Genomic DNA, 24,095 nt, shown 5'->3' on the forward strand with positions numbered 1-24,095 from the left:
GCCTTCCTCTTGGTCACGGCGTCGTCGACCGCCACCGGATCGGCGGTGCAGACGACCGGAGCCATCGTGCAGTCGAGCCTCGACAGTACCTGCGTGACAAGCCCGACCCCGCGGCCGTGCCGCTGCGCAAACACCTCCGAACCTCCGTCACCGCGCCGCGTCGGTCATCGCCACCGGTGCGCGCAGCCGCAAGGAATGCATGCCGCCGTCCACCTCGAGCATGGTGCCTGTCGTCGAGGACGCACCCGGCCCGGCCAGGTAGCACACGGCGGCGGCCACCTCCTGTGGGCTCACCAGCCGCCCGTGCGGCTGCCGCGCCCGCAAGGCAGCCAGTTCCTCGTCCGGATCGTCGCTGGCGGCGAGCAGTCGCCGCACCCACGGGGTGTCGACGGTCCCCGGATTGACGCAGTTGACCCGGATGCCCTCGGCGAGATGATCGGCGGCCATGGCGCGGGTGAGCGCCAGGATCGCACCTTTGCTCGCGCTGTAGGCGGCCCGGTTCGGCAACCCGGTGGTGGCCGCGATGGAGCAGGTGTTGACGATCGAGGCGGCGCGCGAGCGGCGCAGATGCGGTAACGCGGCCCGCGAAACCCGCACGGCGCCCAGCACATTCACCTCGAACACGCGGCGCCATTCGTCATCGGTGTTGTCCTCGACGGTGCCCTGTGCGCCGATACCGGCATTGTTGACCACGATATCTATCCCGTCGAACGCGGCGGCCACGCGGGTGACAGCGGCCCGCACCGACTCGTCGTCGCACACATCGCAGATCACACTCAGACTGTCCGGCCCCAGATCCGCACCGGGCCGCAGGTCCAGCACCGCCACGCGAGCGCCCGCGGCGAGAAAGGCCGTGGCAACGGCATTTCCGATCCCCGACCCGCCACCGGTGACGACCGCCACCGAACCGTCCAGCTCCCCGCCCGACATATCGGCCTCACCCCGCAAATCGCTCCGATGTTTACGCTGGCGAACTTAACACCACCCGCGGAGGCTCCGGGGAAATTTGCGGGGATTGCTGAAGATTGGCGGATCATCGATCCACTTGCCTTGTTAGACATCGGATGTATAGTCGTGACCCAGATCACTACCGAGACGAGGGTCGCCCATGGCACACATCACCGCGCTGGAGACGCTCGATGTCCGGTTTCCGACGTCGGCGCACCTGGACGGATCCGACGCGATGAATCCCGATCCGGACTACTCGGCGGCCTATGTCGTGCTGCGCACGGATCATCCGGCCGGACACGAGGGCCACGGCTTCGCCTTCACCATCGGCCGCGGCAACGAGGTCCAGCAGGTCGCCATCGCCGCCCTCGCGCATCTGGTGGTGGGTCGGTCGATCGACGAAATCCTCGGCGACCCCGGCGCTTTCGCGCGCTCGCTCACCGACGACTCGCAGCTGCGCTGGCTGGGCCCGGAGAAGGGCGTGATGCACATGGCCATCGGCGCGGTGATCAACGCGGCCTGGGATCTGGCCGGAAAGGTGGCGGGAAAACCGGTGTGGCAGTTGGTCTCCGAGATGTCACCGGAGCAGATCGTGGGCCTGATCGACTTCCGCTACCTCACCGATGCCCTCACGCCCGACGAGGCGCTGGAATTGCTACGCCGCGCCGAACCCGGCCGCCGCGACCGCACTGCCACCCTGCTAGCCACCGGCTACCCCGCCTACACCACCTCCCCCGGTTGGCTGGGCTATTCCGACGACAAGCTGGCCACGCTGTCGCGCCAGGCCGTCGCCGACGGCTTCGGCACCATCAAGATCAAGGTCGGTCGCGATGTCGACGAGGACATGCGCCGGGTGAAGATCGCCCGCGACGCCATCGGTCCCGATGTGGGGCTCGCGGTGGACGCGAACCAGCGCTGGGGCATCGACGAGGCGGCGGAATGGATTTCACGGCTCGCTCCGGCCGGACTGTCCTGGGTGGAGGAGCCGACCAGCCCCGACGACATCCTGGGCCACGCCGAGATCCGCCGCCGCACCGGCGGTGTGCGGATCGCCACCGGCGAACACGGCCAGAACCGGGTCCTGTTCAAACAGCTGCTGCAGGCCGAGGCGGTGGACGTGGTGCAGATCGATGCCGCCCGCGTCGGCGGGGTCAACGAGAATCTGGCAATTCTGCTGCTGGCGGCCAAATTCGGGGTTCCGGTGATACCGCATGCGGGCGGGGTCGGGCTGTGCGAGCTGGTCCAGCATCTGGCGATGATCGACTATATCGCCGTCTCGGCCACCATGGACGGCCGCGCCATCGAATTCGTCGATCACCTGCACGAGCACTTCCGCCATCCGGCGCGGGTGGTCGGCGGATGCTATCGGGCACCGCGCGCACCGGGTTTCAGCGCCGAGATGCTGCCCGAATCCCTGCGCGCCCACACCTACCCGACCGGGGCCGCGTGGCGGTCCGGTAAGGAGCACGAGAAACGATGAACACCAGGACCTTCGGCGCGGTCATGGCCGCCGCGCTGGCCGTCACCCTCGCCGCCGGATGCGCTCGCGACCCGGTCGGCACCTCCGGGCCCGCCGTCACCGTCGGCCACGGCGCGGCCGACGGCGTGCTCGTCGGGGCGGATCAGCCGCGCTCGGATTCCGACTTCTGGAGCGCCTACGCCGCCTATCTGGGTCCGAAGGCCGCCGAGGCGGGGGTGCGGCTGGAGAACACGTCCTCCGACAACGATGCCAACCGGCTGAAATCGAATGTGGACACGCTGCTGTCGAAGAATGTGAAGGCCCTGGTGATGGCCCCGCAGGACACCGCCGCGGTCAAGCCCGCGATCGCCGCCGCGGCCGCCCGCAACGTGCCGGTGGTCACCGTCGACACCCGCCCCGACACCGGTGGCGCCTATATGGTGGTGCGCGCCGACAACCGCGCCTACGGCATCAAGTCGTGCACCTACCTGGGCGAAACCTTGCGTGGCACAGGCAAAGTGGTGGAGTTCCAGGGTGATCTGGCCTCGATCAACGGACGGGATCGGTCCGAGGCCTTCGCCGAGTGCATGCGCTCGAAGTATCCGGGTATCAAGGTGATCGAGATCCCCACCGACTGGAAGGGCGACCGGGCCGTCTCCGGTCTGCAGGACAAGCTGCTCACCGATCCGGATATCAACGGCATCTACATGCAGGCGGGTGGTGTCTTCCTCCAGTCGACGATGGCGCTGCTGCGACGCACCGGCAAACTGGTGAAAGCCGGTGAGCCGGGCCACATCACGATCGTGTCCAACGACGGGATCAAGGCCGAGCTCGACGCCATCGAGGCGGGCGAGATCGACGCCACCGTCTCGCAGCCCGCCGATCTCTACGCGCAATACGCGGTCACCTACGCCAGGGCCGCCACCGAGGGCAAGAAGTTCGGGCCCGGACCGACCGATCACGGCTCGACGATCATCGACACCGGAATCGGCGGCATGCTCGAAGACCAGCTGCCCGCCCCGGTGGTCACCCGCACCGGCGGCAAGATCGGTGATCTCGACACCGTCGCGGCCTCCGATCCCGGGCTGTGGGGACGCGGCCGCTGAGGTGATGGCAGTGACGGACAGCCCAGTATCAGCGCAGACGCCGGTGGCGGAGGCGATCGGCGTCTCGAAACGCTTCGGCCGCACCATCGCCCTGAACCGGGTGAACCTGCGGGTGTCGCCAGGACGCACCCACGCCCTGGTCGGCCGCAACGGCGCCGGGAAGTCGACGCTGGTGTCGATTCTGACCGGGCTGACAGCCCCGGACGAGGGGGAGGTGCGCTTCCAGGGTTCCCCGGCACCGCCGCCCGCCGACCGCGACGCGTGGCGCTCGCGGGTGGCGTGCGTCTACCAGCATTCGACGATCATCCCGGATCTGTCGGTGGCGGAGAACCTGTTCGTCAACCGGCAGGGCCTGGGGCGGCGCGTCATCAATTGGCGGAGTCTGCGCGGTCGGGCGCGGGAGTTGCTCGACACCTGGTCGGTGCCGGTCGATGTGGACACTCAGGCGCGTGAGCTGTCGGTGGAACATCGGCAACTCGTGGAGATCGCGCGAGCGCTGTCGCACGGCACCCGATTCATCATTCTGGACGAACCGACCGCGCAACTGGACGGCCCCGCCATCGCCCGGCTGTTCACCCGCGTGCGGGATCTGCAGGCACAGGGCGTCACCTTCCTGTTCATCTCCCACCATCTCGACGAGACCTACGAAATCTGCTCGGACATCACGGTTTTCCGCGACGCCCGCCACATCGTCACGGCCCCGGCCGCCGAACTGGGCAAGGCGGATCTGATCGCGGCGATGACCGGCGATTCGGTCGACCTGGAGCAACCCGTCCCGCGACAACCACCCGTGCACGGCGAGATGCCGCCCCTGCGCGTGCGGCGGCTGACCCGGCCGGGGGAGTTCACCGGCGTCGACTTCGAGGTGCGGCGCGGGGAGATCGTCGGACTGGCCGGGGGCGGCAGCAGCGGTCGTATCGAGGTGGCCGAAACCATCGTCGGATTGCGGCGAGCCGCCGACGGCGTCGTGACCCTGGCGGGAACGCCGTTGCGCCGCCACGGCGTACGGCCCACCCGCGAGGCCGGAATCGGGTTCGTGCCCCGCGACCGCCACGACGAGGGCCTGATCCCCCAGATGACGGTGGCCGACAACGCCACCCTCACCGTGCCGCGGCGGCTGGGCCGCTTCGGCCTGCTCTCGCGCCGCACCCGGGACAGCCTGACCCGCAAGGCCATTGCCGATCTCGATATCAAGGCCGAGGGACCGGGTCAGGCCGTGGCCGAACTGTCCGGAGGCAACCAGCAGAAGGTGGTGTTCGCCCGCGCCCTGGCCACCGACCCCACGGTCCTGGTCTTGATCACCCCCACCGCCGGTGTGGACGTGCGGTCCAAACAAACCCTGCGCGCCGTCGTGCGCGACGCCGCCGACCGCGGCACGGCCGTCCTCGTGGTCTCCGACGAACTCGACGATCTGCGCGACTGCGATCGCGTGCTGGTGATGGTGCAGGGCGTCCTGACCACCACGTTCGACAAAGGCTGGGACGACCGCGAACTCGTCGCCGCCATGGAGGGACTGTCATGACACGGATCGCCACCGGCTCCGCCCCGGACACCGCGACCGCGACCGGCCCGCGGCGGCCGCGAAATATGGTGCGCTGGGGCGCTTTCCGCGATTTCCTGCTGGTTCCCCCGGTCCTGCTGGTGCTGGTGGTCGGGTATTTCATCAACGCCAACTTCGTCTCCCCCGCCAATCTGACCAATGTGCTCACCACCATGAGCGGCATCTCGCTGATCGTGCTGGCGGAGGTGCTGGTGCTGATCGTCGGTCGGATGGATCTGTCGCTGGAATCGACCTTCGGGCTGGCGCCCGGCGTGGCCATCTGGGCGACCATGGGAACGGCCCAGGTCGGCGCCTACACCTGGACCTCGCCGTGGATGACGATTCCGATCGCGCTGCTGGTGGGTCTGGCCGTGGGTGCGGTCAACGGCGTGCTGATCGTGCGGTTCGGGCTCAACGGGTTCATCGTGACGCTGGCGATGCTCATCGCGCTGCGCGGGTTGCTCACCTTCCTCACCTCCGGATTCACATTGACCAAGATTCCGGATTCGGTCGAATGGCTCGGTAACGCACGGGTTTTCGGCATCCCGGTGAACGTGCTGATCTGCCTGGCGCTGTTCGCACTCGGCTATCTGATCCTGCAGTACACCACCGCGGGACGGGCGCTGTATGCCGTGGGCGGCAACGAGGCCGCCGCCCGAGCGGCGGGTATCCGCACCGACCACGTCGTGATCGCGGTGTTGATCATCGCGGGCGGGCTGGCCGCGATCGGCGGGCTCATCTATTCCGGGCAGTTCGCCAGCGTGCAGGTCAGCCAGGGCGACGGCATGATCTTCAACGTCTTCGCCGCCTGCGTCATCGGGGGCGTCGCACTCAACGGCGGGCGCGGGTCGGTGATCGGCGCGTTCTTCGGCATCCTGATCCTCACCCTGATCCAGAAGCTGCTGTCCTACGGCGGAGTCAGCGCCGACTCGCTCAAATTCATCAACGGCGCGCTGATTCTCGTCGCCCTCGTCATCACCCGCATCGCCAGCGGGCGCCGACAGGAGTGAGGATGGGCGACGCGAGCACCGTGGTCCTCGGCGGCGCGGGGTATGCGGGGCTGTACCGGCCGGTCGACGAGTCGGCGGCGCAGCTGGCGTTGAATACCGCCTGGCAGGCCGGAATTCGCGCCTTCGACACCGCACCGCACTACGGCGCGGGACTGAGCGAGGAACGGCTCGGCCGCTTCCTGCGCGGCCGCGACCGTGCCGAATTCACCCTCTCCACCAAGGTCGGCCGTGTGCTTTACAACGACCCCGGCGCACCCGAGGGGGCCGAGGGCTTCTACGGCGTGCCGAAACGCTCACGGCGGCGCGACTATTCGGCCGCGGGTGTGCGGCGCTCGCTGGAGGACTCGCTGACCCGGCTCGGGGTCGATCGGGTCGATCTGCTGCTCGTCCACGACCCCGACAAATACCTGGACCAAGCGCTCGACGAGGCGGTCCCGGAACTCGAACGACTGCGCACCGAGGGCCTGACCGCCGGAATCGGCGTGGGCGTCAACGATGTCGAGGTGGCGCTGCGGTTCGTTCGCGAGACACCGGTCGACCATGTGCTCATCGCCGGGCGGTACACGCTGCTGGACCGCCGCGCCGAGGCCGAGCTCCTGCCCGAATGCGCGCGACGCGGCATTCGTGTCCTCGTCGCCGGGCTGCTCAACAGCGGCATACTGGCCGATCCGCTGCGGCGGTCGACCTTCGACTATCACGCCGCCGAACCCGCGGTGATCGCGCGAGCACGATCGATGGAGTGGACCTGCGCGAAATACGCTGTGCCCCTGCGCGCCGCCGCCCTGCAGTTTCCCGGACGCCATCCCGCGGTCGGCGCCATCGTCCTCGGCGCGGGCACCCGCGCCGAGATCGACGACAGCCTCGCCATGCTGAATACCCCGGTGCCGCAGGAACTGTGGCGCGAGCTGTCGGAGCGCGCGCTGTGGTGACCTCAACCGGCGGCGCGGGCCAGCCACTCCATCACACCGGCCACATGGGCCAGCGCCCGCGCGTGGGCCAGTTCCGGATCGCGGGCGGCGATGGCGTCACAGATCCCGCGGTGCTCGGCGACGGTCCGCTCGAATGCGCCCTCCTCGGTGATCCCGCGCCAGATCCGCGCGCGGGTCGTCGGCATGGACAGCGAATCCAGCAGGGAGGCGAGCACCGTGTTGCCGGACGCCGCCGCGATGGCGGCGTGGAAGTTCAGATCCAGCGCGACCAGATCGGTCACCGAGGAGCCGCCCGGTTCGACCAGCGTGCGCAGGTGGGCCAGTTCGTCGTCGCTCATGCGCTGCGCGGCCAATGCCGTGGCGGCGGGCTCCAGGATGCGGCGCACACCGAGGATGTCGAGCACCGAATCGTCCTGATGGAATTCCAGCAGGAAGCTCATGGCGTCCAGCAGCGAATTCGGTTCCAGGCTCGACACATACGTGCCGTCGCCCTGGCGCACGTCCAGAATCCGCACCAGCGACAGCGCCCGCACGGCCTCCCGCAGCGAATTGCGCGACACCCCGAGTTCGGCGGCCAGATCGGCCTCCCGCGGCAGCCGCGAACCGGGTTTCAGATCGCCGGACACGATCATCGCCTTGATCTTCGCTATCGCATCGTCGGTGACCGACAACCCTGTTCCCTTACTGCCGAGGATGTGAACCCATGCCTCCGATGACTGTAGACGCTCACGTCCACGTCTGGGATATCAGCGGTGGAAAGTTCCACGTGGAATACGAGTGGCTCACTCAGACATCCGATGTCTTATTCCAGACGTACACCCTCGAGGACCTCGAACCGCAACTGGCCGAAGCCGGGGTGGGCGCGCTGGTGCTGGTGCAGGCCTCCGATTCCACGGCCGAGAACCTGGCCCTGCTCGAGGCCGCCGCCCACGCCCCGCGCCGGGCGGTGGTGGTGGGCTGGCTGCCGCTGCACCGGCCCGATCGGGTCGCGACCGAACTGGCCCGGTATCCGGGCCTGGTCGGCGTGCGGCACATGATTCATCGCGACCCGGACCCGAAATGGCTATTGCGGCCCGAGGTTTCGGAGAGCCTGAGCATTCTGGCCGACGCGGGGCTGAGCTTCGACGCGGTCGCCGAGCGCCCGGATCTGTTGGCGCAGGTGCCGGTGATCGCGGCCGATCATCCGAATCTGACGGTGGTGCTCGACCATCTGGGTAAGCCGCCCATTGCCGACGGCCGCTGGCACCCGTGGGCGGATCTGCTGGCCGAGGCGGCGGCGCAACCCAATGTGGTGGCCAAGATCTCCGGCCTGGCAACGGTTTCCGCGCCCGGCTTCACCGCCGCGCACTGGCGCCCCTATGTGGAGCATGCGCTGTCGGTATTCGGTCCGAATCGGCTGATGGTGGGCGGGGATTGGCCGTTCACGCTGACCGCGGCGTCGTATCGGACGGTGTGGCAGGCCACGTTGGGGACGCTGTCGGGATTGTCGGCGGCCGATCGCGCCGCAGTGCTGTCCTCGACCGCGCGCCGGATCTACCGGATCGCGCCGAGCCGAGAACGAGAAGGAGAGAGTGCGTGAAACTGCAGCGGGTCGGCCCGAACCGTGCGGAGCGTCCGGTCGTCGTGGCGGACGGGGATGCCTACGACCTATCACCGCTGACGCGGGACATCGACGGCGAATTCCTTGCCTCCGAAGGCATTTCGATGGTTGCGGCGGCGCTGGCCGCAGGGCGCCTGGCCGGAGTGGACATCACCGGGCAGCGCATCGGGCCGCCGATCGCGCGCCCGCAGGCGGTGTGGTGCATCGGCATGAACTACGCCGCACACGCGGCCGAGTCCGGCTCGGCCCCGCCGACGACGCCGGTGGTCTTCTTCAAAACACCGAATACGATCGTCGGCCCCTACGACGATGTGCTGCTCCCCCGCGGTTCCGAGCGCACCGACTGGGAGGTGGAGCTGGCCGTGGTGATCGGCACTCGGGCCCGCTACCTGGAATCCCCCGACGAGGCGATGAAACACATTGCCGGATATACGATCTCCAACGACGTCTCCGAACGCAGGTTCCAGCTCGAGCTGTCCGGCGGGCAGTGGTCGAAGGGCAAATGCTGCGAAACCTTCAATCCGCTCGGCCCCGCACTCGTCCCGGCCGCGCACCTCGACCCGAAGGATCTGCGCCTGCGCTCCTTCGTCAACGGCGAGCCTCGCCAGGACTCCACCACCGCCGACCTCATCTTCGACGTCGCCTACCTGGTCTGGCACCTGTCCCAGTTCGCCGTCCTCGAACCCGGCGACCTCATCAACACCGGCACCCCCGAAGGCGTCGCCCTCTCCGGCCGCTTCCCCTACCTGCGCCCCGGCGACGTCATGGAACTCGACATCGAGCGCATCGGGCAGATGCGCCAGATCTGCCGCCCAGCGTGAAGAGGAGGATCTCGGAACCGGATCAGCAGCGGATCAGCGGCGGTCCGGCGTCGACGACAATGAGCACGTGGAGATCTTCATCAAGGTGCTCGGACCGATAGAGGTCAGGGACGCTGGGGGCCGCCCCGTAGCGGTAGGCAGCCAACGCCGCCGCGAGCTGCTGGGACGGCTGGTCGCGGCCGGCGGCCGAGCCGTCCCGCTGCCTGTGCTCGTCGATGATCTCTGGGAGGATCCCCCCTCTGCAGCCACCGGCGCTGTCCGCACCTTCATCTCCGAACTGCGCCGTGCTCTCGAACCGGATCGCTGCCCGCGCGCCCGGTCGCACATCATCGAGACCGTCGGCAACGGATACGCCCTGCGGATTCCCCGGGCACACGTCGACGCCCACCGCTTCGAGGACACCCTCCAGGCCATGCGCCACGGATCCAGCGGTCAGGTTGCCAGTGCGCTGAGCGAAGCGCTCTCGTGGTGGGCGGGCGAGCCGTACGCGGGCCTCGGCGCCTCGCCCTGGCTGACGCGAGAGCGCGCCCGCCTGACAGAACTGCACTGTCAAGCCATCGAGCTGCGCGCCAGGGCGACGCTCGAGCTCGGAGACGGCGCGCCCCTCATCCCGGAGTTGGAGGCATTCGCCGCCGCACACCCATGGCGGGAGCAGGCCTGGGTCCTTGTTTCCCATGCCCTCTATCAGGCCGACCGCCAGGTCGACGCGTTGGCTTCGCTGCGTCACGCGCGTGCCAGGCTGCTCGAGCGGTTCGGGCTGGAATCGGTGAACAGTCTCGACCATCTCGAACGCGACATCCTCCGACACTCTCCACATCTGATGCCCTCGCCCCGGGACGAGGATCGGCTGCGCCTGCTGACACGCACGGAAGCGACGGGGACCTATACCCGACTGCGCTCGATGAGCACCGTGGCCCGGGCCGCCGCGGTCACCGGCGGCACCAACCTGGTACTCGCCCAACGGCAACACGCCGCAGCGGTCGCAGAAGCGGAACGAACCGGAGACCCCGACCTCACCGCCCGCGTGATCACCGCCTACGACGTCCCCACCATCTGGACTCGCGCCGACGACCCCGGGCGCTCCGAGGCCCTGGTTGCGACGGCCCGACGCACTCTGCACAGACTCGGACCACGAGCCGTGCCTGCGCTTCGAGCACGTCTGCTCGCGACCATCGGGCTCGAGCATCGCGGAACCCGAGACCGCTGGGCTGCCGAGGCAGCTACCGAAGCCGAACACCTGGCCCGAGAACTACACGACCCCACCGTGTTGGTCCTTGCGCTCAACGCCCGGTTCGTGCAGTCCTTTCAACACCTCGGGCGCACCGCCGAACGCGACGCCATCGCGAGCGAACTCATCGATCTCGCCGCGCGACATGATCTGCCGATGTTCGAGATCCTCGGCCATCTCATCAAGATCCAGGTCGCTGCGGCCGGCGGCGACTCCGAGGCCGCACAATGCCATGTCGTAGCGGCCGAACGGCTCGCCACCGTCCACGAGACCCCGCTCGTTCACGTTCTCACCGCAGCTTTCCGGACAATGCAGCTAGCAGAACGATCGAACGAACCCGCCGAGGTCGCCCACGCCTATCGCACCGTAGCCACCGACCTCGCCGGCGCCGGCATGCCCGGCGTAGAAGCCGGCCTCCTCCCGCTCGCACTCCTCTCACTCCGCCTGCGCCACCAACGCCCCGCGCCGACAGACCCCGATCTCGACTGGGGCCCTTACCGTCCTTGGGTCCAGCCCCTCCTCTACCTCGCCCGCGGCAATCTCGCAGCAGCCCGCCACGCCGCCGCCGCTCTGCCCGTACCCCCTGCCGACCACCTGAACGACTCACTCTGGGCCGTCAACGCGCACACCGCGATCCAGCTCCGAGACGAATCGCTCGCCACACAAGCGCGCGACGCCCTCTACCCCCTGCGCGGCGAAATCGCGGGCGGAGCAACCGCCATGATCACCTTCGGTCCTGTCGACGACATTCTGGCTACGCTCGATCAGCACCTCGGTCGGCGATAGCTCAGGCGAGTTCCTCGATCTTGGCGGCCAGTTCGGCGCCGGTGAGGGGCTCGCGGGCAATGACGGCGATGGTGTCGTCGCCCGCGATCGTGCCCACGATCTCCGGCAGTGCGGCGCGGTCCAGGGCGCTGGCCAGGAAGTGGGCCGCGCCCGGCGGGGTGCGCAGCACGGCGATATTGCCGCTGTGGTCGGTCGACACCAGCAGGTCGCCGAGCAGTTTCGACAGCCGCGCGGTGCCGCCGGTGACGCCCCGCACCGGACTGCCGTCCTCGGGCACCACATAGATGCCTGCGCCGCCGTCGGCGGCCCGCAGCTTCACCGCCCCCAATTCGTCCAGATCGCGTGACAGGGTGGCCTGCGTGGTCTCGATGCCCTCCTCGGCCAGCAGTGCCGCCAATTCGGTCTGGCTGCGGACGGCGTGCGCGGACAGCAGTTCCACGATGCGCTGCTGACGTCCCGCGCGCGTGCGCGCGATCACCGGACCGGCCTTGGCCGCCTCCGCCGCCCGCTTGTCCGCGGTGCTCACGCCGATTCCCCTCGCTTGGCCAGCAGCCACACCAGCAGGGCCTTCTGCGCGTGCAGCCGGTTCTCCGCCTCGTCCCACACCACGCTGTGCGGGCCGTCGATCACCTCGTCGGTGATCTCCTCCCCGCGGTGGGCCGGAAGGCAGTGCAGCACAACGGCATCCGACGCGGCGCGGGCCAGCAGGTCGCCGTCGAGCCGGAACCGCCGGAACGGCCGCACCCGGTCGCGGCCGTCGTTCTCCTGTCCCATCGACGTCCACGCGTCGGTGACCAGGGCGTCGGCGCCGGTGGCCGCCGCCACCGAGTCGTCGGTCACCGTGATCCTCGCACCGGTCTCGGCGGCTCGCTTGCGGGCGGCCTCGACCACCCATTTGAGCGGTGCGAAACCCGCCGGCGCGGCGATGGTCACGTGCAACCCGGCCGTGGCACCACCCAGCAACAGCGAATGCGCCATATTGTTCCCGCCGTCACCCAGATAGGTGAGCTTGCGGCCGCGCAGATCGCCCTTGTACTCGGTCAGCGTCAGCAGATCCGCCAGCACCTGGCAGGGATGAAACTCGTTGGACAGCGCATTGACCACGGGAACCGTTGCCGCCGAGGCCATCTCGTCGAATCGGGACTGCTCGAAGGTGCGCCAGACGATCGCGTCCACGTAGCGCGAGAGCACCCGGCCCGTATCGGCCAGGGTCTCCTCGCGCCCCAGCTGGGTGTCGCGACCGTCCACGACGACCGCATGCCCGCCCAGCTGCGCGATGCCCATCTCGAAGGAGAACCGGGTGCGGGTGGAGTTCTTCTCGAAGATCACCCCGACCCCGCGCGGTCCCTCCAGCGGCCGGTGCGAGAACGGGGCCTTCTTCAATTCCCTTGCCAGCGCGAGCACTTCGGCCTGCTCGGCCGGCGACAGGTCGTCGTCGCGCAGGAAATGCCGAATCGTCACTGGTTCCCTTTCGGTAGCGCTCTATCCAGGATGCCGGGTAGGTCTGTCAGGAAATTCTCCGCCTGTGCCTCGGTGAGGATCAACGGCGGGGCCAGCCGGATCACATTCGGTTTGGCCGGATTGATCAGATATCCTGCCGCCCGGGCGGATTCCTCCACCTGCGCCGAAACGTCCTGGGTCAGCTGGATTCCGATGAGCAGCCCCGCACCCCGCACGTGGTCGACGAGCGGGTGGCCGAGGTCGGTGATGCCGTCGATCAATGTCTTGCCGAGGGTTTCGACATGCGCGAGCAGACCGGCCTCATCGATGGTGCGCAGCACCGCCAGCGCCGCGGCCGCGCAGACCGGGTTGCCTCCGAAGGTGGTTCCGTGCAGGCCGGGGGTGAACAGTTCGGCCGCCACGCCCTGCGCCAGCACCGCGCCGATCGGCAGTCCGCCGCCCAGGCCCTTGGCCAGGGTGATGATGTCGGGCACGACACCGGTGGCCTGGTGGGCGTAGAAGTGCCCGGTGCGGCCGATACCGGTCTGCACCTCGTCGAGGATCAGCAGCGCGCCGTGCTCGGCGGTGAGGGCGCGGGCCTTGGACAGATAGTCGGCGGGCGGCACCACGACGCCGCTCTCGCCCATGATGGGTTCCAGGAAGACCGCGGCGGTGTCGGAGTCGACCGCGGCCGCCAGTGCGTCCGCGTCGCCGTAGGGGATGTGCACGACGCCGGGCGGCATCGGCTCGAACGGCGTCCGCTTCGAGGCCTGCCCGGTCAGCGCCAGCGCACCCATGGTGCGGCCGTGGAACGCCTCCTCGCAGGCGATGATCTTGCGCCGCCCCGTCAGCCGTGCAATCTTGAACGCCGCCTCGTTCGCCTCGGTGCCGGAGTTGCAGAAGAACGCCCTGCCCCGTCCATCACCGAACTGCGCGACGAGCCGCTCGGCCAGTTCGACGGTCGGTTCGCTGGCATACAGATTCGACACGTGTCCGAGGGTGCCCAGCTGCTGAGTGACCGCCTCCAGGATCGCCGGATGCGCATGGCCGAGGCTGTTGACCGCGATACCGCCGAGGAAGTCCAGATAGCGCTTGCCGTCGGCGTCGTAGACCACCGCGCCCGCCCCGCGCACCAGCGCCACCTTCGGGGTGCCGTAGTTGTTCATCAGCGCGGCGGACCACCGCCGCTGCAATTCGGCTGTACTCATGGGGTTTCCGTTCCGTTGCTCTGTTCTGCAGGGACCACCATCGTTCCGATACCCTCCCCGGTGAACAGTTCCAGCAGCACCGCGTGCGGCACGCGGCCGTCGATCACGTGCGCGGTCGGGACGCCGCCCGCCACGGCGCGCAGGCAGGCCTCCATCTTCGGCACCATGCCCGCATCGAGGCGCGGAAGCAACTCGGCCAGCGCGCCGGTGTCGATGCGCGTGGTCAGCGACGAGCGGTCGGGCCAGTCGGTGTAGAGGCCCTCCACATCGGTGAGGATGACCAGCTTTTCCGCGCCGATGCCCTCGGCCAGCGCCGCGGCGGCGGTGTCGGCGTTGATGTTGTGCACCACGCCGTCGGCGTCGGGGGCGATGGTCGACACTACCGGGATGCGACCGGCGGCGATGAGGTCGTGCACCGCTTCGGGGTTCACGGTGGTGACGTCGCCGACCAGGCCGATATCGGTGGGCGCGCCGTTCACGGTCACCGTGCGCCGGGTGGCGGTGAACAGATGCGCGTCCTCACCGGAGATGCCGACGGCGTACGGGCCGTGTGCGTTGATGAGCCCGACCAGCTCGCGGCCGACCTGACCGAACAGCACCATCCGCACGACCTCCATCACCTCGGGTGTGGTGACGCGGAAGCCGCCGCGGAATTCTCCTTGCAGACCGAGCTTCTGCAGCATCGTGCTGATCTGCGGGCCGCCGCCGTGCACGACCACCGGATGCACGCCGACGGTGCGCAGGAAGGCCATATCGGCGGCGAAGGCGGTCTTGAGGTCGTCGTCGACCATGGCGTTGCCGCCGTATTTGACGACCACGATCTTGTCGCGGAACTTCTGCAGCCACGGCAGCGCCCCGGCCAGCACATGCGCCTTGTCCAGCGCGGTCAGCTTCATAGAAGTGGTCATGAGCTGTAGGCCGAATTCTCTTCCACGTATCCGTGCGAGAGGTCGGTGGTGCGGATGGTGGCGGTGCCCTCCCCCAGTCCCAGGTCGATCACCACGTGGATGTCGGCGCCGGACAGGTCGACCTCGCGAGCGCCGGGCGCGCCCATACCGTTCACGCACACCGGATTCCCGTTGAACGACACCGAGATTCGGTCCGGTTCCAGGGTGATCGGTGCGATACCGATGGCGGCCAGCACCCGGCCCCAGTTCGGGTCCGATCCGAAGAACGCGGTCTTCACCAGCGAGTCGCGGGCGACCGCGCGGGCGCCGATCAGCGCCTCGTCCTCGCTGACCGCGCCGGTGACGGTGACCAGTACCCGCTTGGTCACGCCCTCGGCGTCGGCCATCAGCTGGGCGGCCAGATCATCGCACACCGCCAGCACGGCCGCGTCGAGTTCGTCCTGGGTGGGTGTGACCTCGCTGGCGCCGTTGGCCAGCAGGAGCACCGTGTCGTTGGTGGAGCAGGAGCCGTCGACGTCGAGGCGGTCGAAGGTCATGCGGGTGGCGTTGCGCAGGGCCCGGTCCAGCTGTTCGGGTGTGGCCACGGCGTCGGTGGTGAGCACCACCAGCATGGTCGCCAGCGACGGCGCCAGCATGCCCGCCCCCTTGGCCATGCCGCCGACGTTCCACTTGTCGCGGTGGTGGAACGCCGCCTCCTTCGGCACGGTGTCGGTGGTCATGATGGCGTGTGCGGCGTCGGTGCCGCCGGACAGGCCGCCGCCCATTTCGTGCACGATCTCGGTGACGCCGGGCAGCAGCTTGTCCATCGGCAACCGGTCGCCGATCAAACCCGTCGAGCAGACCGCGATTTCACCGGCACCGGTCTCGGTTCCCCAGTTGCTCAACGCCTTCGCCAGCTCCTCGGCGGTGGCGTGGGTGTCCTGGAACCCGCCCGGTCCGGTGCAGGCGTTGGCGCCGCCGGAGTTGAGGATGACCGCGCGCAGCTGCCCGCCCTTCAGCACCTGCTGCGACCACAGCACGGGTGCGGCCTTCACCTTGTTGCGGGTGAAGACACCGGCCGCCGAATACTCCGGCCCTTCGCTGAAAACCAGAGCCAGATCCGGCTTTCCGCTGGCCTTGATGCCCGCGGCGATCCCGGCGGCGCGGAAGCCCAGCGGCGCCGTCACGCCTTGGTTCCGAACCAACTTTCCGCTGGCGGTATCGGTGGATGTCACGGTGCCACTCCTACGGTGGAAAGTCCGGCGGTCTCGTCGAAGCCGAGCGCCAGGTTCATGGACTGCACCGCGGCGCCCGCGGTGCCCTTGGTCAGATTGTCGACGGCGCCGATCACCACCAGCAGCCCGGCGTCGGCGTCCACCGTGACCTGCAGGGTGACGGCATTGGAGCCGAGCACCGAACCGGTCTGCGGCAGGACGCCTTCGGGCAGCAGGTGCACGAACGGCTCGTCGGCATAGGCTTTTTCGTAGACCGCGCGGGCCTGTGCGGCGTCCACGCGGGTGGGGGCGGTGCAGGTGGCGAGGATGCCGCGCGGCATCGGCGCCAGCACGGGGGTGAACGACACCGCGACATCGGCACCGGCGACTGCCGCGAGATTCTGGGCGATCTCGGGGGTGTGCCGGTGCGCGCCCGCGATGCCGTAGGCGCGCACGGAACCCATGACCTCCGAACCCAGTAGTCCCACATCGAGTTTGCGGCCCGCACCCGAGGTTCCGCTCACGGCAACGATATTCACCCGTGGCTCCACGATTCCGGCGGCCACCGCGGGCGCCAGCGCCAGGCTCGACACGGTCGGATAGCAGCCGGGCACCGCGATGCGGGTGGCGCCGCGCAGCCGGTCGCGGGCGCCGGGTAGCTCCGGCAGACCGTAGGGCCAGCTGCCCGCGTGCGGGGTCTTGTAGTACTTCTCCCACGCCGCGGCATCGGTGAGCCGGAAGTCGGCACCGCAGTCGATGATCACCGTGGACTCGGGGAGCGCCTGCGCGATGGCCGCCGACTGCCCGTGCGGCAGCCCGAGGAACACCACATCGTGCCCGGCCAGCGTCTGCGGCGTCGTCTCGACCAGAATCCGCTCGGCCAGCGGCAGCAGATGCGGCTGCAACTCCCCCAGCGCGGTCCCCGCATTCGAGCCCGCGGTCAGCGCCCCGATCTCGAGGCGCACCGATCGATAGGCCGGATGCCCCAGCAGCAAACGCAGCACTTCACCGCCCGCGTATCCGCTCGCACCAGCCACCGCGACCCGCAGCACGGGCCCACCCGAGGTATCCGCCATGTGATGATTATGCACGATCGTGCAAGCTCATACACAACCGGGTGGGGGCCGCCCCCGGAAGGGCCGATACCTTGAAGGTTCAATGCAGGAGGCCCCGCCCGACGACACTTCGGCCGGGGCCGAAGCATTCCGTCCGTACGGTCGCGCCATGACTGCGATCGGAGAGACGGAACTGTTCCGCTGCCTGCATCGGGGAGAGCAGCCCCTGGTACTGCCCAATGCGTGGGACTACTGCTCGGGCGCGGCGCTGGTCGCGGCGGGGTTTCCGGCGGTGGGCACCACCAGCCTGGGCGTCGCCGCCGCGGCCGGACGCCCGGATGCCGCCGGTGCCACCAAGGACGAAACCCTCTCCCTCGCACGGCGACTCGTGCGGCTTCCGGTGCCGGTCACCGTCGACATCGAGGGCGGTTTCGGCACCGATCCGGCGGAGGTGGCGGACTTCGCCGACACCCTGGCCGCACTGGGGGTGGCCGGGATCAATATCGAGGACGGCCGTCCGGGCGGCACGCTCGCCGATCCCGCGCACCACGCCGAGCTGGTCGCCGCGATCAAGGCCCGCACGCCGGAGGTGTTCGTCAATGCCCGCGTCGACACCTACTGGCTGAACATCGACCACGATTCCACCCTCGACCGTGCCGAACAGTACCGATCGGCCGGAGCCGACGGCATTTTCGTGCCGGGCCTGCGCGAGCCGGACGACATCCGCCGCGTGGTGGCCGCAATCCCGTTGCCGCTCAACGTCTTGTCCCTTCCCGGCGGTCCCTCCGTCGCCCAGCTGGGTGCACTCGGTGTGCGCCGGGTAAGCACCGGCGGACTGCTGTTCCGCGCCGCCATCGCCGCGGCCGTGGGCACCGCGCGAGCGGTCCGTGCGGGTCGGCCATCGCCGAACGTCCCGAGCTACGCCGACATTCAAGCCTTGATCGACGATCCACGCCGCCGTTGGTGTCAGGATGCTTCGGGGTCGACCTCGGTGAACACGAGCGGCGACGAAGTTGCCACGCCGAATGGTGAGATATCGCTTCGAATCGAGTAGGCGACCGCGCGGAACTCCGCCGACCGGGACGCGGCAGATCGAACCGCCTGCTCAGCAGTGAAATTCGGGTCGACGGCTCCTAGGCGATCCGCGATTGGCAGGGCCTCGGGTATCCCCAGATCGGAGGCTATGGCGAAAGCCGTTTCCCAGTAACGACGAGCGTCGGCGATGCGCACATTCTGTAAATACGACAACGCGATGCCGTCGCAGGCCAGCACCTCTTCATAGGGCGATACGGTCGACCGGGAAATGCCGAGCGCCCGGCTGTAGTGCACGAGTGCGGTGTGATGCTGCCCCCGCCACCGGTGGACGTTACCCAATCCCAGATGGGCATAGCATTCCGGAATCAGATCCCTGTTTCGCTCGGCGAGCGCCAAGGCTCTTCTCAAGTTGTCGAGTGCCGCCTCGTGCTGCCCCAAATGATAATGCGCGATGCCGATCTGCACCCAGAGCCAGTTGTGAAACAGGGTGTGCGGCAACATCGGTGCCAGAGTTTCGCGAGCGTCCTCCAGGTGAACAAGGGCCTGCTCGTACCGGCCCGTCCGCAGACGGGTCTCTCCCGCCCGGATCAGGGCGGAGGCGCGTAGATACAGATTTGTGGTGTCGTCCGCGACGCGCAGCGCCCGCCGAAGACACGACAGCGCCTCCTCGTGATACCCCATCACCTTGTACACGAGCCCCAAACCATTGAGCGCGTGGCCTTCGAAGAACCGGTCACCACCGATGCGCGACAACAACAAGGCGCCGTGATAGCTGATCAAGGCATCGCGATAACGACCCAAACGGAAATAGACAAGACCACAGTGGTGCATTGCCCGGATCTCGGCGGCACGGTCGCCTCGCGCGTGGGCCAGTTGCACGGCCTCGTTCAGCACCGAAAGGGCTTGCCTGCCATGGCGGGTCCGCCAGAGCGTGAATCCGAGATTGGTCAGCAGGCGGCACTCTTGTTCCTGTTCCCCGGTGCGGCGAGCGACTTCGATCGCATCGGAATGCAATTTGATCGCGTCGTCCGAGCACTGCAGGCCGGTCAGGAATTGCCACAGAATCTCGGAGAACTGCTTCGTGTAACCCGGCCAGCACACCCGCGCCGCGTACTTCGCGACGGCCAGGAGGTTGGGCCGTTCGCTGTGCAACCAGGCCATGCAATCGTGCGGATCGGTCAGTGCGGGGATCGGCGTCGTAGGCTCGAGTGGATCGAGGGAACGCACCGAATCGTCGGGAAACAGCGTCGTGCTGGCGGTCCAGGCGGCGTACCGGTAATGATCGAACAACCGCGTCAAGGCGGCTGCGCGACCGGGGTCGGATGGGCGAGTCAGCGTCGCCGCGAAATCTCTGACCAGATCGTGAAAGCTGTAGCGCCCCGAGACGACCTGCTCCAGCAGGTGGACATCGACCAGCGCCTCCAGGATCTGTTCGGCGACATCGACATCGATGTCGGCCAGGGCGGCGGTGGCATAGGCGTCGAAATCCGGCCCGGGATGCAGTCCGAGCAGCCGGAATACCCGCTGTTGATCGACGGGCAGATCCTTGTAGCCCACGGTGAGAGCGGCGGTCACGCTGCGCGAGCCCGCGCTGAGATGATCGAGCCGACGACGCGGTTGTCGCAACCGCTGCGCCAGCTCACCGACGCGCCAGGCCGGACGCGCACGAAGTCGGCCGGCCGCGATACGGATCGCCAGCGGGAGACGTCCGCACAGTCGGACGATCTCCTCCACAGCCTCGGGTTCTGCGGCCACTCGATCGTCACCGACGATTGTCGCGAACAAGCCCACCGCGTCCTCGAGCGGCAGAACGCCCAGCGACAATGTCCGGCATCCCTCCAGGTCGATCAGTCGGCGCCGGCTGGTGACCAGGACGAAACACGTGGGCGTGCCGGGCAGCAGCGGCCGCACCTGATCGGCGTCGGCCGCGTTGTCCAGCACGATCAGCGCCGAACGGACCGCAAGCTTGCTGCGCCACAGGGCCGCCCGCGCATCGAGATCACCGGGGATCACCTCGCCCGGGACTCCGATCGCCCGCAACAGCGTGTCGAGCGCTGCCGCCGGCTCGGTGGGCTCCTGCTCGGCGGCGTGGCCGTGCAGATCGATATAGAGCTGTGCGTCCGGGTAGCGGCTGCTGAGCTGGTGAGCCGCGTGCACCGCCAGTGTCGTCTTGCCGACCCCGGCCATGCCGTCGACGGCCTCCACCAGCACGGTCGCCGGAGCCGTATCCCGCGGTATGGCGGCCATCAAGCGCGCCATCTCGTCCTTGCGACCGGTGAAGTCCGCGATATCGCCCGGCAGCTGATTTCTGCTGACCAACACCTCGGGATGCGTGTATTCGGATTGCTCGAATTCACCGCGAAGTATTTGCTGTTGCAGCTTCCGAAGCTCGGGCCCGGGCTCGATCCCCAGCTCCTCGGTGAGCCGGCGTCGAATGTCCTGGAATACCTCCAGGGCTTCGGCCCGGCGACCGCAGCGATACAACGCGAACATGAGCAGCGCCCGGAACCGCTCCTGCAGCGGATGCGCCGCCACCAATTGCGTCAGTTCGGCGACCGCGTCGGCATACCGATGCAGGTCGATCTTCGTCGCCGCGCGGCACTCGAGGGCCGACAGGTACCGTTCCGACCACCGTCGTCGTTCGGCCTCGATGAACGGGCCGTCCAGACCGGTGAACGGCTCACCGCGCCAGAGCTCGAGCGCCGCCTCGATCTTTTCGGCCGCGGCGCCGTAATCCCCATGGCGCCTGCACAGTTCCGCCGTGGCCATGTGTCGTTCGAACACCACGCAATCCAGCAGCGAGGGATCGCCCCGCAACACATACCCTCGCTCGGTCCACAGCAGGGCGGGCCCCGGCTCGTCCGGCTCGCGCCCGAGCGCCAGGGCCCGGCGCAACCGGCTGATATAGGTCTGGATCGCGTTGCGCGCATCTCCCGGCCGATGCTCGCCCCAGACCGCATCGATGATCGAATTCACCGATAGCGGACGGTTCATTTCCAGCAGTAGCGTCACGAAAACGGCTTGCTGCCGGGCCTGCCCGAGATCAATAGTTTGCTCATCCCGCGACGCCGTGACCGGACCGAGCACACCGTATCGAATCTGCCTCTCCGCCAACATAACCTTCCCTCCCCATCGCACACCCCGCGCAGTCAGCCTAAGCGCAACCAAGACCGGGAGCCACCCACTGCAACCGGAAAGAGCAGCCTGTTAGGCGATAGTTCAGTGGCAGGTACGCAACCGCAGGAAGTCTGGATGGTGTGCAAGGTCGCCGAAGGTACAGAAAGGAAATCTTCACGACGGAAACACCGAGTCTCTCGAGACTTCCTCGAGGAAACCGGCAAGTTGTCACCGCCACAGTGGACTTCGTTCTCCGCACTCCCGAGCGGCGGTCCGGGAAGTGCGACACATCGTTCGAGAGGCCGATTGTGAGAAATCTGATCAAGACGCTGGGAACAGCGTCGGTCATTGCCAATGCCGCAATTTACGGCACGGACTTCTTCTGCGCGACAGTACAGCGCCCGGCCATGGCCCGGATCGATGACCGCACCCTCACGGCCACCATGGGCCACATTCATAGATACGGAGACGAGCGGATGCCGATACCCGGCGCAATCGGCGCGGTGACGTCGGCGGTGTGTGCTGCCGCGGCGATCCACGATCGCAATACGGTTCCCGCTGTGTCCGCGAGCATTTCGACCGCGGCATTGCTCATTTGGTTGGGCATCTATGCCACGATCAGCGCCCCCGTGAACAAGAAGCTGAAGCAGGCGGCCGCCGCCGGTGCCGTCTCCCCCGACGCCCGGGCACTACAGCACAAGTGGGACAGCGTCATCAATGCCCGTGTCGCGTTGCAGGGCTCGGCACTGACCGGGCTGTGCATCGCGATTATCCACGCCTAGGCTCAGGCGGAACTCAGTGATCGAATTCAGATTGTTAGGACCTGTCGAGCTCCGAGTGCTGGGAAGGCGTGTCGACCTGGGGCCTCCCCGGCAATGCGGCATTCTGGCGGCATTGCTGGCCGAACCGGGACGTCCGCTCTCGATCGAAGCGCTGATCGATCGGGTCTGGGACGATGAACCTCCGGGTGCCGTGCGCAGTGTCGTATACACCTACATCGCGCGGCTGCGGCGGGCATTGAAAGCGGCAACCGAATGCACCGGCCGACCGGTGACCGTGTCCCGAAATGGCGGAGGGTATTTCGTGGACGTGCGGCCCGACCAAATCGACCTGTCGAATTTTCGCGCCCTGACCGACGGCGCCCGCGCGTTACCGGCCGACGACCCGCTGCGCGCCGAATATCTGGCACGTGCCCTGCAGCTGTGGCGCGGAGAGGCCCTGGCCGGATTGACCAGCGGGTGGGCCCGCCGGTTCAGCGACACACTTCGACAGCTCAAACACGAGACCATCGCGGAATGGGCCGACGCGGAACTTCGCGCCGGCCGCCATGCCCGGGCCATCGTCGAACTGCGCAAGGCACTGCTCGACGAGCCGCTCGCGGAGGAATTGCACGAGCGGCTCATCCGCGCGTATTACCTGGGTGGGCAGACCGCCGAGGCGCTGCGCCAATACGATCGCGCCCGCCGCTGCATCGCCGACGAACTCGGTGCCGACCTGGCACCGACCCTGCGCGTGCTGCACACGATGATTCTGCAGGGCCGCCCGCCCATCGTGCCGGGTAAGCCGCCCGGTCCCGCCGAGCCCCGGCCGGCTCGGCGACCGGCGACCAGACCGGCCACCGCACCCGAGAACGCCGTCGCACCCGACCAGGCACCCGATCTGCTGCCCATGGACGTCCTCGACTTCGGTGGGCGAGACCGCGAGGTCGTGTGGCTCGACGAGGCACTGTCGCGTCGCGCCGACGCTCGTCCGATCCTCATCACCGGCGGCCCCGGTGTGGGTAAGACGGCACTCGCCGTCCGAGCCGCACACATCCTGCGACCAGCGTTTCCCGATGGATGTCTCTATGCCGATCTGCGCGGCACCAGCGCGCTGCCCGCCCATCCGGGGACGATTCTCACCAGGTTCCTGCGGGCGCTCGGCACGTCCTCCGGCGCGATCCCGGCCGATCTCGACGCCCGCGCCGAGGCCTACCGAAATCGCGTGGCGGGTCGCCGGATCCTGATCGTCCTGGACGACGCCGCGAACGAGGAGCAGCTGCGGTTGCTGTTGCCCGGGGGCCGCGGCAGCGTGGCGCTCATGACGAGCCGGACCTGCCTCGCCGTCGCGGGGATGTGCCGGCACACGGTACGAGAATTGTCGGTCGCGGACAGCGTGGAGATGCTGTGCCGCATCGTCGGGCGAGCCCGGGTGCTCGGCGAACGGGACGCGGCCGAAGAACTGGCCGGCTACTGTTCGGGCCTGCCGTCCGCCCTGCGCATCGTCGCGAGCCGGATGACGAGCCGACCGCATCGAACCTTCGACCAGCTGGCCGCCCGGCTTGCCGACGAGACGAATCGCCTGGACGAATTGTCCTTCGGCTCAATGGATATGCGCGCCTATATCGACTCGAGCTACGACAGGCTCGACCGCAGAGCCGCGCGCATGTTCACCCACCTCGGCAGCAATCTGCGGCCCGGCACGATCATCACCGCGTCGCCCGGTCTCGGATTCGACCGTATGATCGACGCCGAGGAGGCGTTGGATCGGCTGGTCGATGCGCACCTGCTGAATGTCGTCGGCCGCGACCCACTCGGGCGAATCCAGTACAGCATGCTCGACGTGTACCGGATCTATGCCGCGGAGCGGGGTCGTCGCCTGCCCCGGGCGGTCTCCACCGCATCGCTGACAGACCATCTCCAGGTGATCACCAATTGAATTCAGGGTCAGGGA

Annotated in this window: 20 protein-coding genes; 11 read left to right on the top strand and 9 right to left on the bottom strand. The window is 68.2% G+C overall.

Going from position 1 to position 24,095, the window contains the following annotated elements:
• Nucleotides 1-147: 147 nt before the first annotated feature.
• Nucleotides 148-930: an SDR family NAD(P)-dependent oxidoreductase gene (locus IU452_RS15320; RefSeq protein ID WP_195109738.1), complete on the bottom strand. Its 783-nt coding sequence runs from the start codon at nt 928-930 to the stop codon at nt 148-150.
• A 178-nt stretch (nt 931-1,108) separates the two neighbouring features.
• On the opposite strand from IU452_RS15320, the gene IU452_RS15325 reads away from it, so the two are divergent.
• Genes IU452_RS15325 through IU452_RS15345 form a run of 5 tightly spaced genes read left to right on the top strand, consistent with a single transcriptional unit; the run spans nt 1,109 to nt 6,992 of the window.
• Complete coding sequence (locus IU452_RS15325; protein WP_195109739.1) at nt 1,109-2,428, top strand: enolase C-terminal domain-like protein; 1,320 nt, start codon at nt 1,109-1,111, stop codon at nt 2,426-2,428.
• Complete coding sequence (locus tag IU452_RS15330; RefSeq protein WP_195109740.1) at nt 2,425-3,513, top strand: sugar ABC transporter substrate-binding protein; 1,089 nt, start codon at nt 2,425-2,427, stop codon at nt 3,511-3,513. Before IU452_RS15325 ends, IU452_RS15330 begins: the two co-directional genes overlap by 4 nt.
• A 10-nt stretch (nt 3,514-3,523) precedes the next feature.
• Nucleotides 3,524-5,035 carry a sugar ABC transporter ATP-binding protein gene (locus IU452_RS15335; RefSeq protein ID WP_324192639.1) on the top strand — a complete coding sequence of 504 codons (1,512 nt, stop codon included), beginning with the start codon at nt 3,524-3,526 and terminating at the stop codon, nt 5,033-5,035.
• A complete protein-coding gene (locus IU452_RS15340) occupies nt 5,032-6,063 on the top strand; it encodes an ABC transporter permease (protein WP_228817907.1) in 1,032 nt (343 codons plus the stop codon). Before IU452_RS15335 ends, IU452_RS15340 begins: the two co-directional genes overlap by 4 nt.
• A 2-nt stretch (nt 6,064-6,065) precedes the next feature.
• Nucleotides 6,066-6,992, top strand: a complete 927-nt coding sequence (locus tag IU452_RS15345) for an aldo/keto reductase (protein ID WP_195109742.1) — start codon at nt 6,066-6,068, stop codon at nt 6,990-6,992.
• Nucleotides 6,993-6,994: 2 nt separating this feature from the next.
• Here the strand turns inward: IU452_RS15345 and IU452_RS15350 are convergent, their stop codons facing one another.
• Nucleotides 6,995-7,663: a FadR/GntR family transcriptional regulator gene (locus tag IU452_RS15350; RefSeq protein WP_195109743.1), complete on the bottom strand. Its 669-nt coding sequence runs from the start codon at nt 7,661-7,663 to the stop codon at nt 6,995-6,997.
• Nucleotides 7,664-7,704: 41 nt separating this feature from the next.
• Between IU452_RS15350 and IU452_RS15355 the strand changes: the two genes are divergently transcribed.
• From IU452_RS15355 to IU452_RS15365, 3 genes are all read left to right on the top strand, one after another.
• Nucleotides 7,705-8,571, top strand: a complete 867-nt coding sequence (locus IU452_RS15355) for an amidohydrolase family protein (protein WP_195109744.1) — start codon at nt 7,705-7,707, stop codon at nt 8,569-8,571.
• Entirely contained in the window at nt 8,568-9,413 is an 846-nt protein-coding gene (locus tag IU452_RS15360) for a fumarylacetoacetate hydrolase family protein (RefSeq protein ID WP_195109745.1), read from the top strand. The genes IU452_RS15355 and IU452_RS15360 overlap by 4 nt, the downstream gene beginning before the upstream one ends.
• Before the next feature lie 67 nt (nt 9,414-9,480).
• Entirely contained in the window at nt 9,481-11,427 is a 1,947-nt protein-coding gene (locus IU452_RS15365; RefSeq protein WP_195109746.1) for a BTAD domain-containing putative transcriptional regulator, read from the top strand.
• A gap of 1 nt (nt 11,428) precedes the next feature.
• On the opposite strand, the gene IU452_RS15370 is transcribed toward IU452_RS15365, so the two are convergent.
• Genes IU452_RS15370 through argC form a run of 6 tightly spaced genes read right to left on the bottom strand, consistent with a single transcriptional unit; the run spans nt 11,429 to nt 17,252 of the window.
• Complete coding sequence (locus IU452_RS15370; protein ID WP_195109747.1) at nt 11,429-11,953, bottom strand: arginine repressor; 525 nt, start codon at nt 11,951-11,953, stop codon at nt 11,429-11,431.
• Entirely contained in the window at nt 11,950-12,888 is a 939-nt protein-coding gene (gene argF / locus IU452_RS15375) for an ornithine carbamoyltransferase (protein ID WP_195109748.1), read from the bottom strand. The genes IU452_RS15370 and argF overlap by 4 nt, the downstream gene beginning before the upstream one ends.
• Nucleotides 12,885-14,075, bottom strand: a complete 1,191-nt coding sequence (locus tag IU452_RS15380; RefSeq protein ID WP_195109749.1) for an acetylornithine transaminase — start codon at nt 14,073-14,075, stop codon at nt 12,885-12,887. Before IU452_RS15380 ends, argF begins: the two co-directional genes overlap by 4 nt.
• Entirely contained in the window at nt 14,072-14,983 is a 912-nt protein-coding gene (gene argB / locus IU452_RS15385; protein WP_195109750.1) for an acetylglutamate kinase, read from the bottom strand. Before argB ends, IU452_RS15380 begins: the two co-directional genes overlap by 4 nt.
• A complete protein-coding gene (gene argJ, locus IU452_RS15390) occupies nt 14,980-16,197 on the bottom strand; it encodes a bifunctional glutamate N-acetyltransferase/amino-acid acetyltransferase ArgJ (RefSeq protein WP_195109751.1) in 1,218 nt (405 codons plus the stop codon). Before argJ ends, argB begins: the two co-directional genes overlap by 4 nt.
• On the bottom strand, nt 16,194-17,252 hold the full coding sequence (argC, locus tag IU452_RS15395; RefSeq protein ID WP_195109752.1) for an N-acetyl-gamma-glutamyl-phosphate reductase: 1,059 nt from the start codon (nt 17,250-17,252) through the stop codon (nt 16,194-16,196). The genes argJ and argC overlap by 4 nt, the downstream gene beginning before the upstream one ends.
• 148 nt (nt 17,253-17,400) lie before the next feature.
• Between argC and IU452_RS15400 the strand changes: the two genes are divergently transcribed.
• Nucleotides 17,401-18,285, top strand: a complete 885-nt coding sequence (locus tag IU452_RS15400) for an isocitrate lyase/PEP mutase family protein (protein WP_228817909.1) — start codon at nt 17,401-17,403, stop codon at nt 18,283-18,285.
• Here IU452_RS15400 and IU452_RS15405 read toward each other — a convergent pair.
• The gene (locus IU452_RS15405; protein ID WP_195109754.1) at nt 18,198-21,383 is read right to left on the bottom strand and encodes an AfsR/SARP family transcriptional regulator; all 3,186 of its coding nucleotides are present in this window, start codon (nt 21,381-21,383) and stop codon (nt 18,198-18,200) included. The genes IU452_RS15400 and IU452_RS15405 overlap by 88 nt on opposite strands.
• 308 nt (nt 21,384-21,691) lie before the next feature.
• Here IU452_RS15405 and IU452_RS15410 point away from each other — a divergent pair, with 308 nt between their 5' ends.
• The gene (locus IU452_RS15410; protein WP_195109755.1) at nt 21,692-22,165 is read left to right on the top strand and encodes a DUF1772 domain-containing protein; all 474 of its coding nucleotides are present in this window, start codon (nt 21,692-21,694) and stop codon (nt 22,163-22,165) included.
• A 55-nt stretch (nt 22,166-22,220) separates the two neighbouring features.
• Entirely contained in the window at nt 22,221-24,080 is a 1,860-nt protein-coding gene (locus IU452_RS15415) for an AfsR/SARP family transcriptional regulator (protein WP_195109756.1), read from the top strand.
• The last annotated feature ends 15 nt before the right edge of the window (nt 24,081-24,095 follow it).

This window comes from Nocardia transvalensis, from assembly GCF_015477765.1.
GTDB classification, from domain to species: Bacteria; Actinomycetota; Actinomycetes; order Mycobacteriales; family Mycobacteriaceae; genus Nocardia; species Nocardia transvalensis_A.

Bases quoted from the DNA above. Each gene is read 5' to 3' on its own strand.
- IU452_RS15400 (WP_228817909.1), top strand. From the start codon at position 17,401: ATGACTGCGATCGGAGAGACGGAACTGTTCCGCTGCCTGCATCGGGGA.
- IU452_RS15345 (WP_195109742.1), top strand. From the start codon at position 6,066: ATGGGCGACGCGAGCACCGTGGTCCTCGGCGGCGCGGGGTATGCGGGG.
- IU452_RS15380 (WP_195109749.1), bottom strand. From the start codon at position 14,075: ATGAGTACAGCCGAATTGCAGCGGCGGTGGTCCGCCGCGCTGATGAAC.
- IU452_RS15355 (WP_195109744.1), top strand. From the start codon at position 7,705: ATGACTGTAGACGCTCACGTCCACGTCTGGGATATCAGCGGTGGAAAG.
- IU452_RS15325 (WP_195109739.1), top strand. From the start codon at position 1,109: ATGGCACACATCACCGCGCTGGAGACGCTCGATGTCCGGTTTCCGACG.
- IU452_RS15330 (WP_195109740.1), top strand. From the start codon at position 2,425: ATGAACACCAGGACCTTCGGCGCGGTCATGGCCGCCGCGCTGGCCGTC.
- IU452_RS15340 (WP_228817907.1), top strand. From the start codon at position 5,032: ATGACACGGATCGCCACCGGCTCCGCCCCGGACACCGCGACCGCGACC.
- IU452_RS15320 (WP_195109738.1), bottom strand. From the start codon at position 930: ATGTCGGGCGGGGAGCTGGACGGTTCGGTGGCGGTCGTCACCGGTGGC.
- argB (WP_195109750.1), bottom strand. From the start codon at position 14,983: ATGACCACTTCTATGAAGCTGACCGCGCTGGACAAGGCGCATGTGCTG.
- argC (WP_195109752.1), bottom strand. From the start codon at position 17,252: ATGGCGGATACCTCGGGTGGGCCCGTGCTGCGGGTCGCGGTGGCTGGT.
- IU452_RS15405 (WP_195109754.1), bottom strand. From the start codon at position 21,383: ATGTTGGCGGAGAGGCAGATTCGATACGGTGTGCTCGGTCCGGTCACG.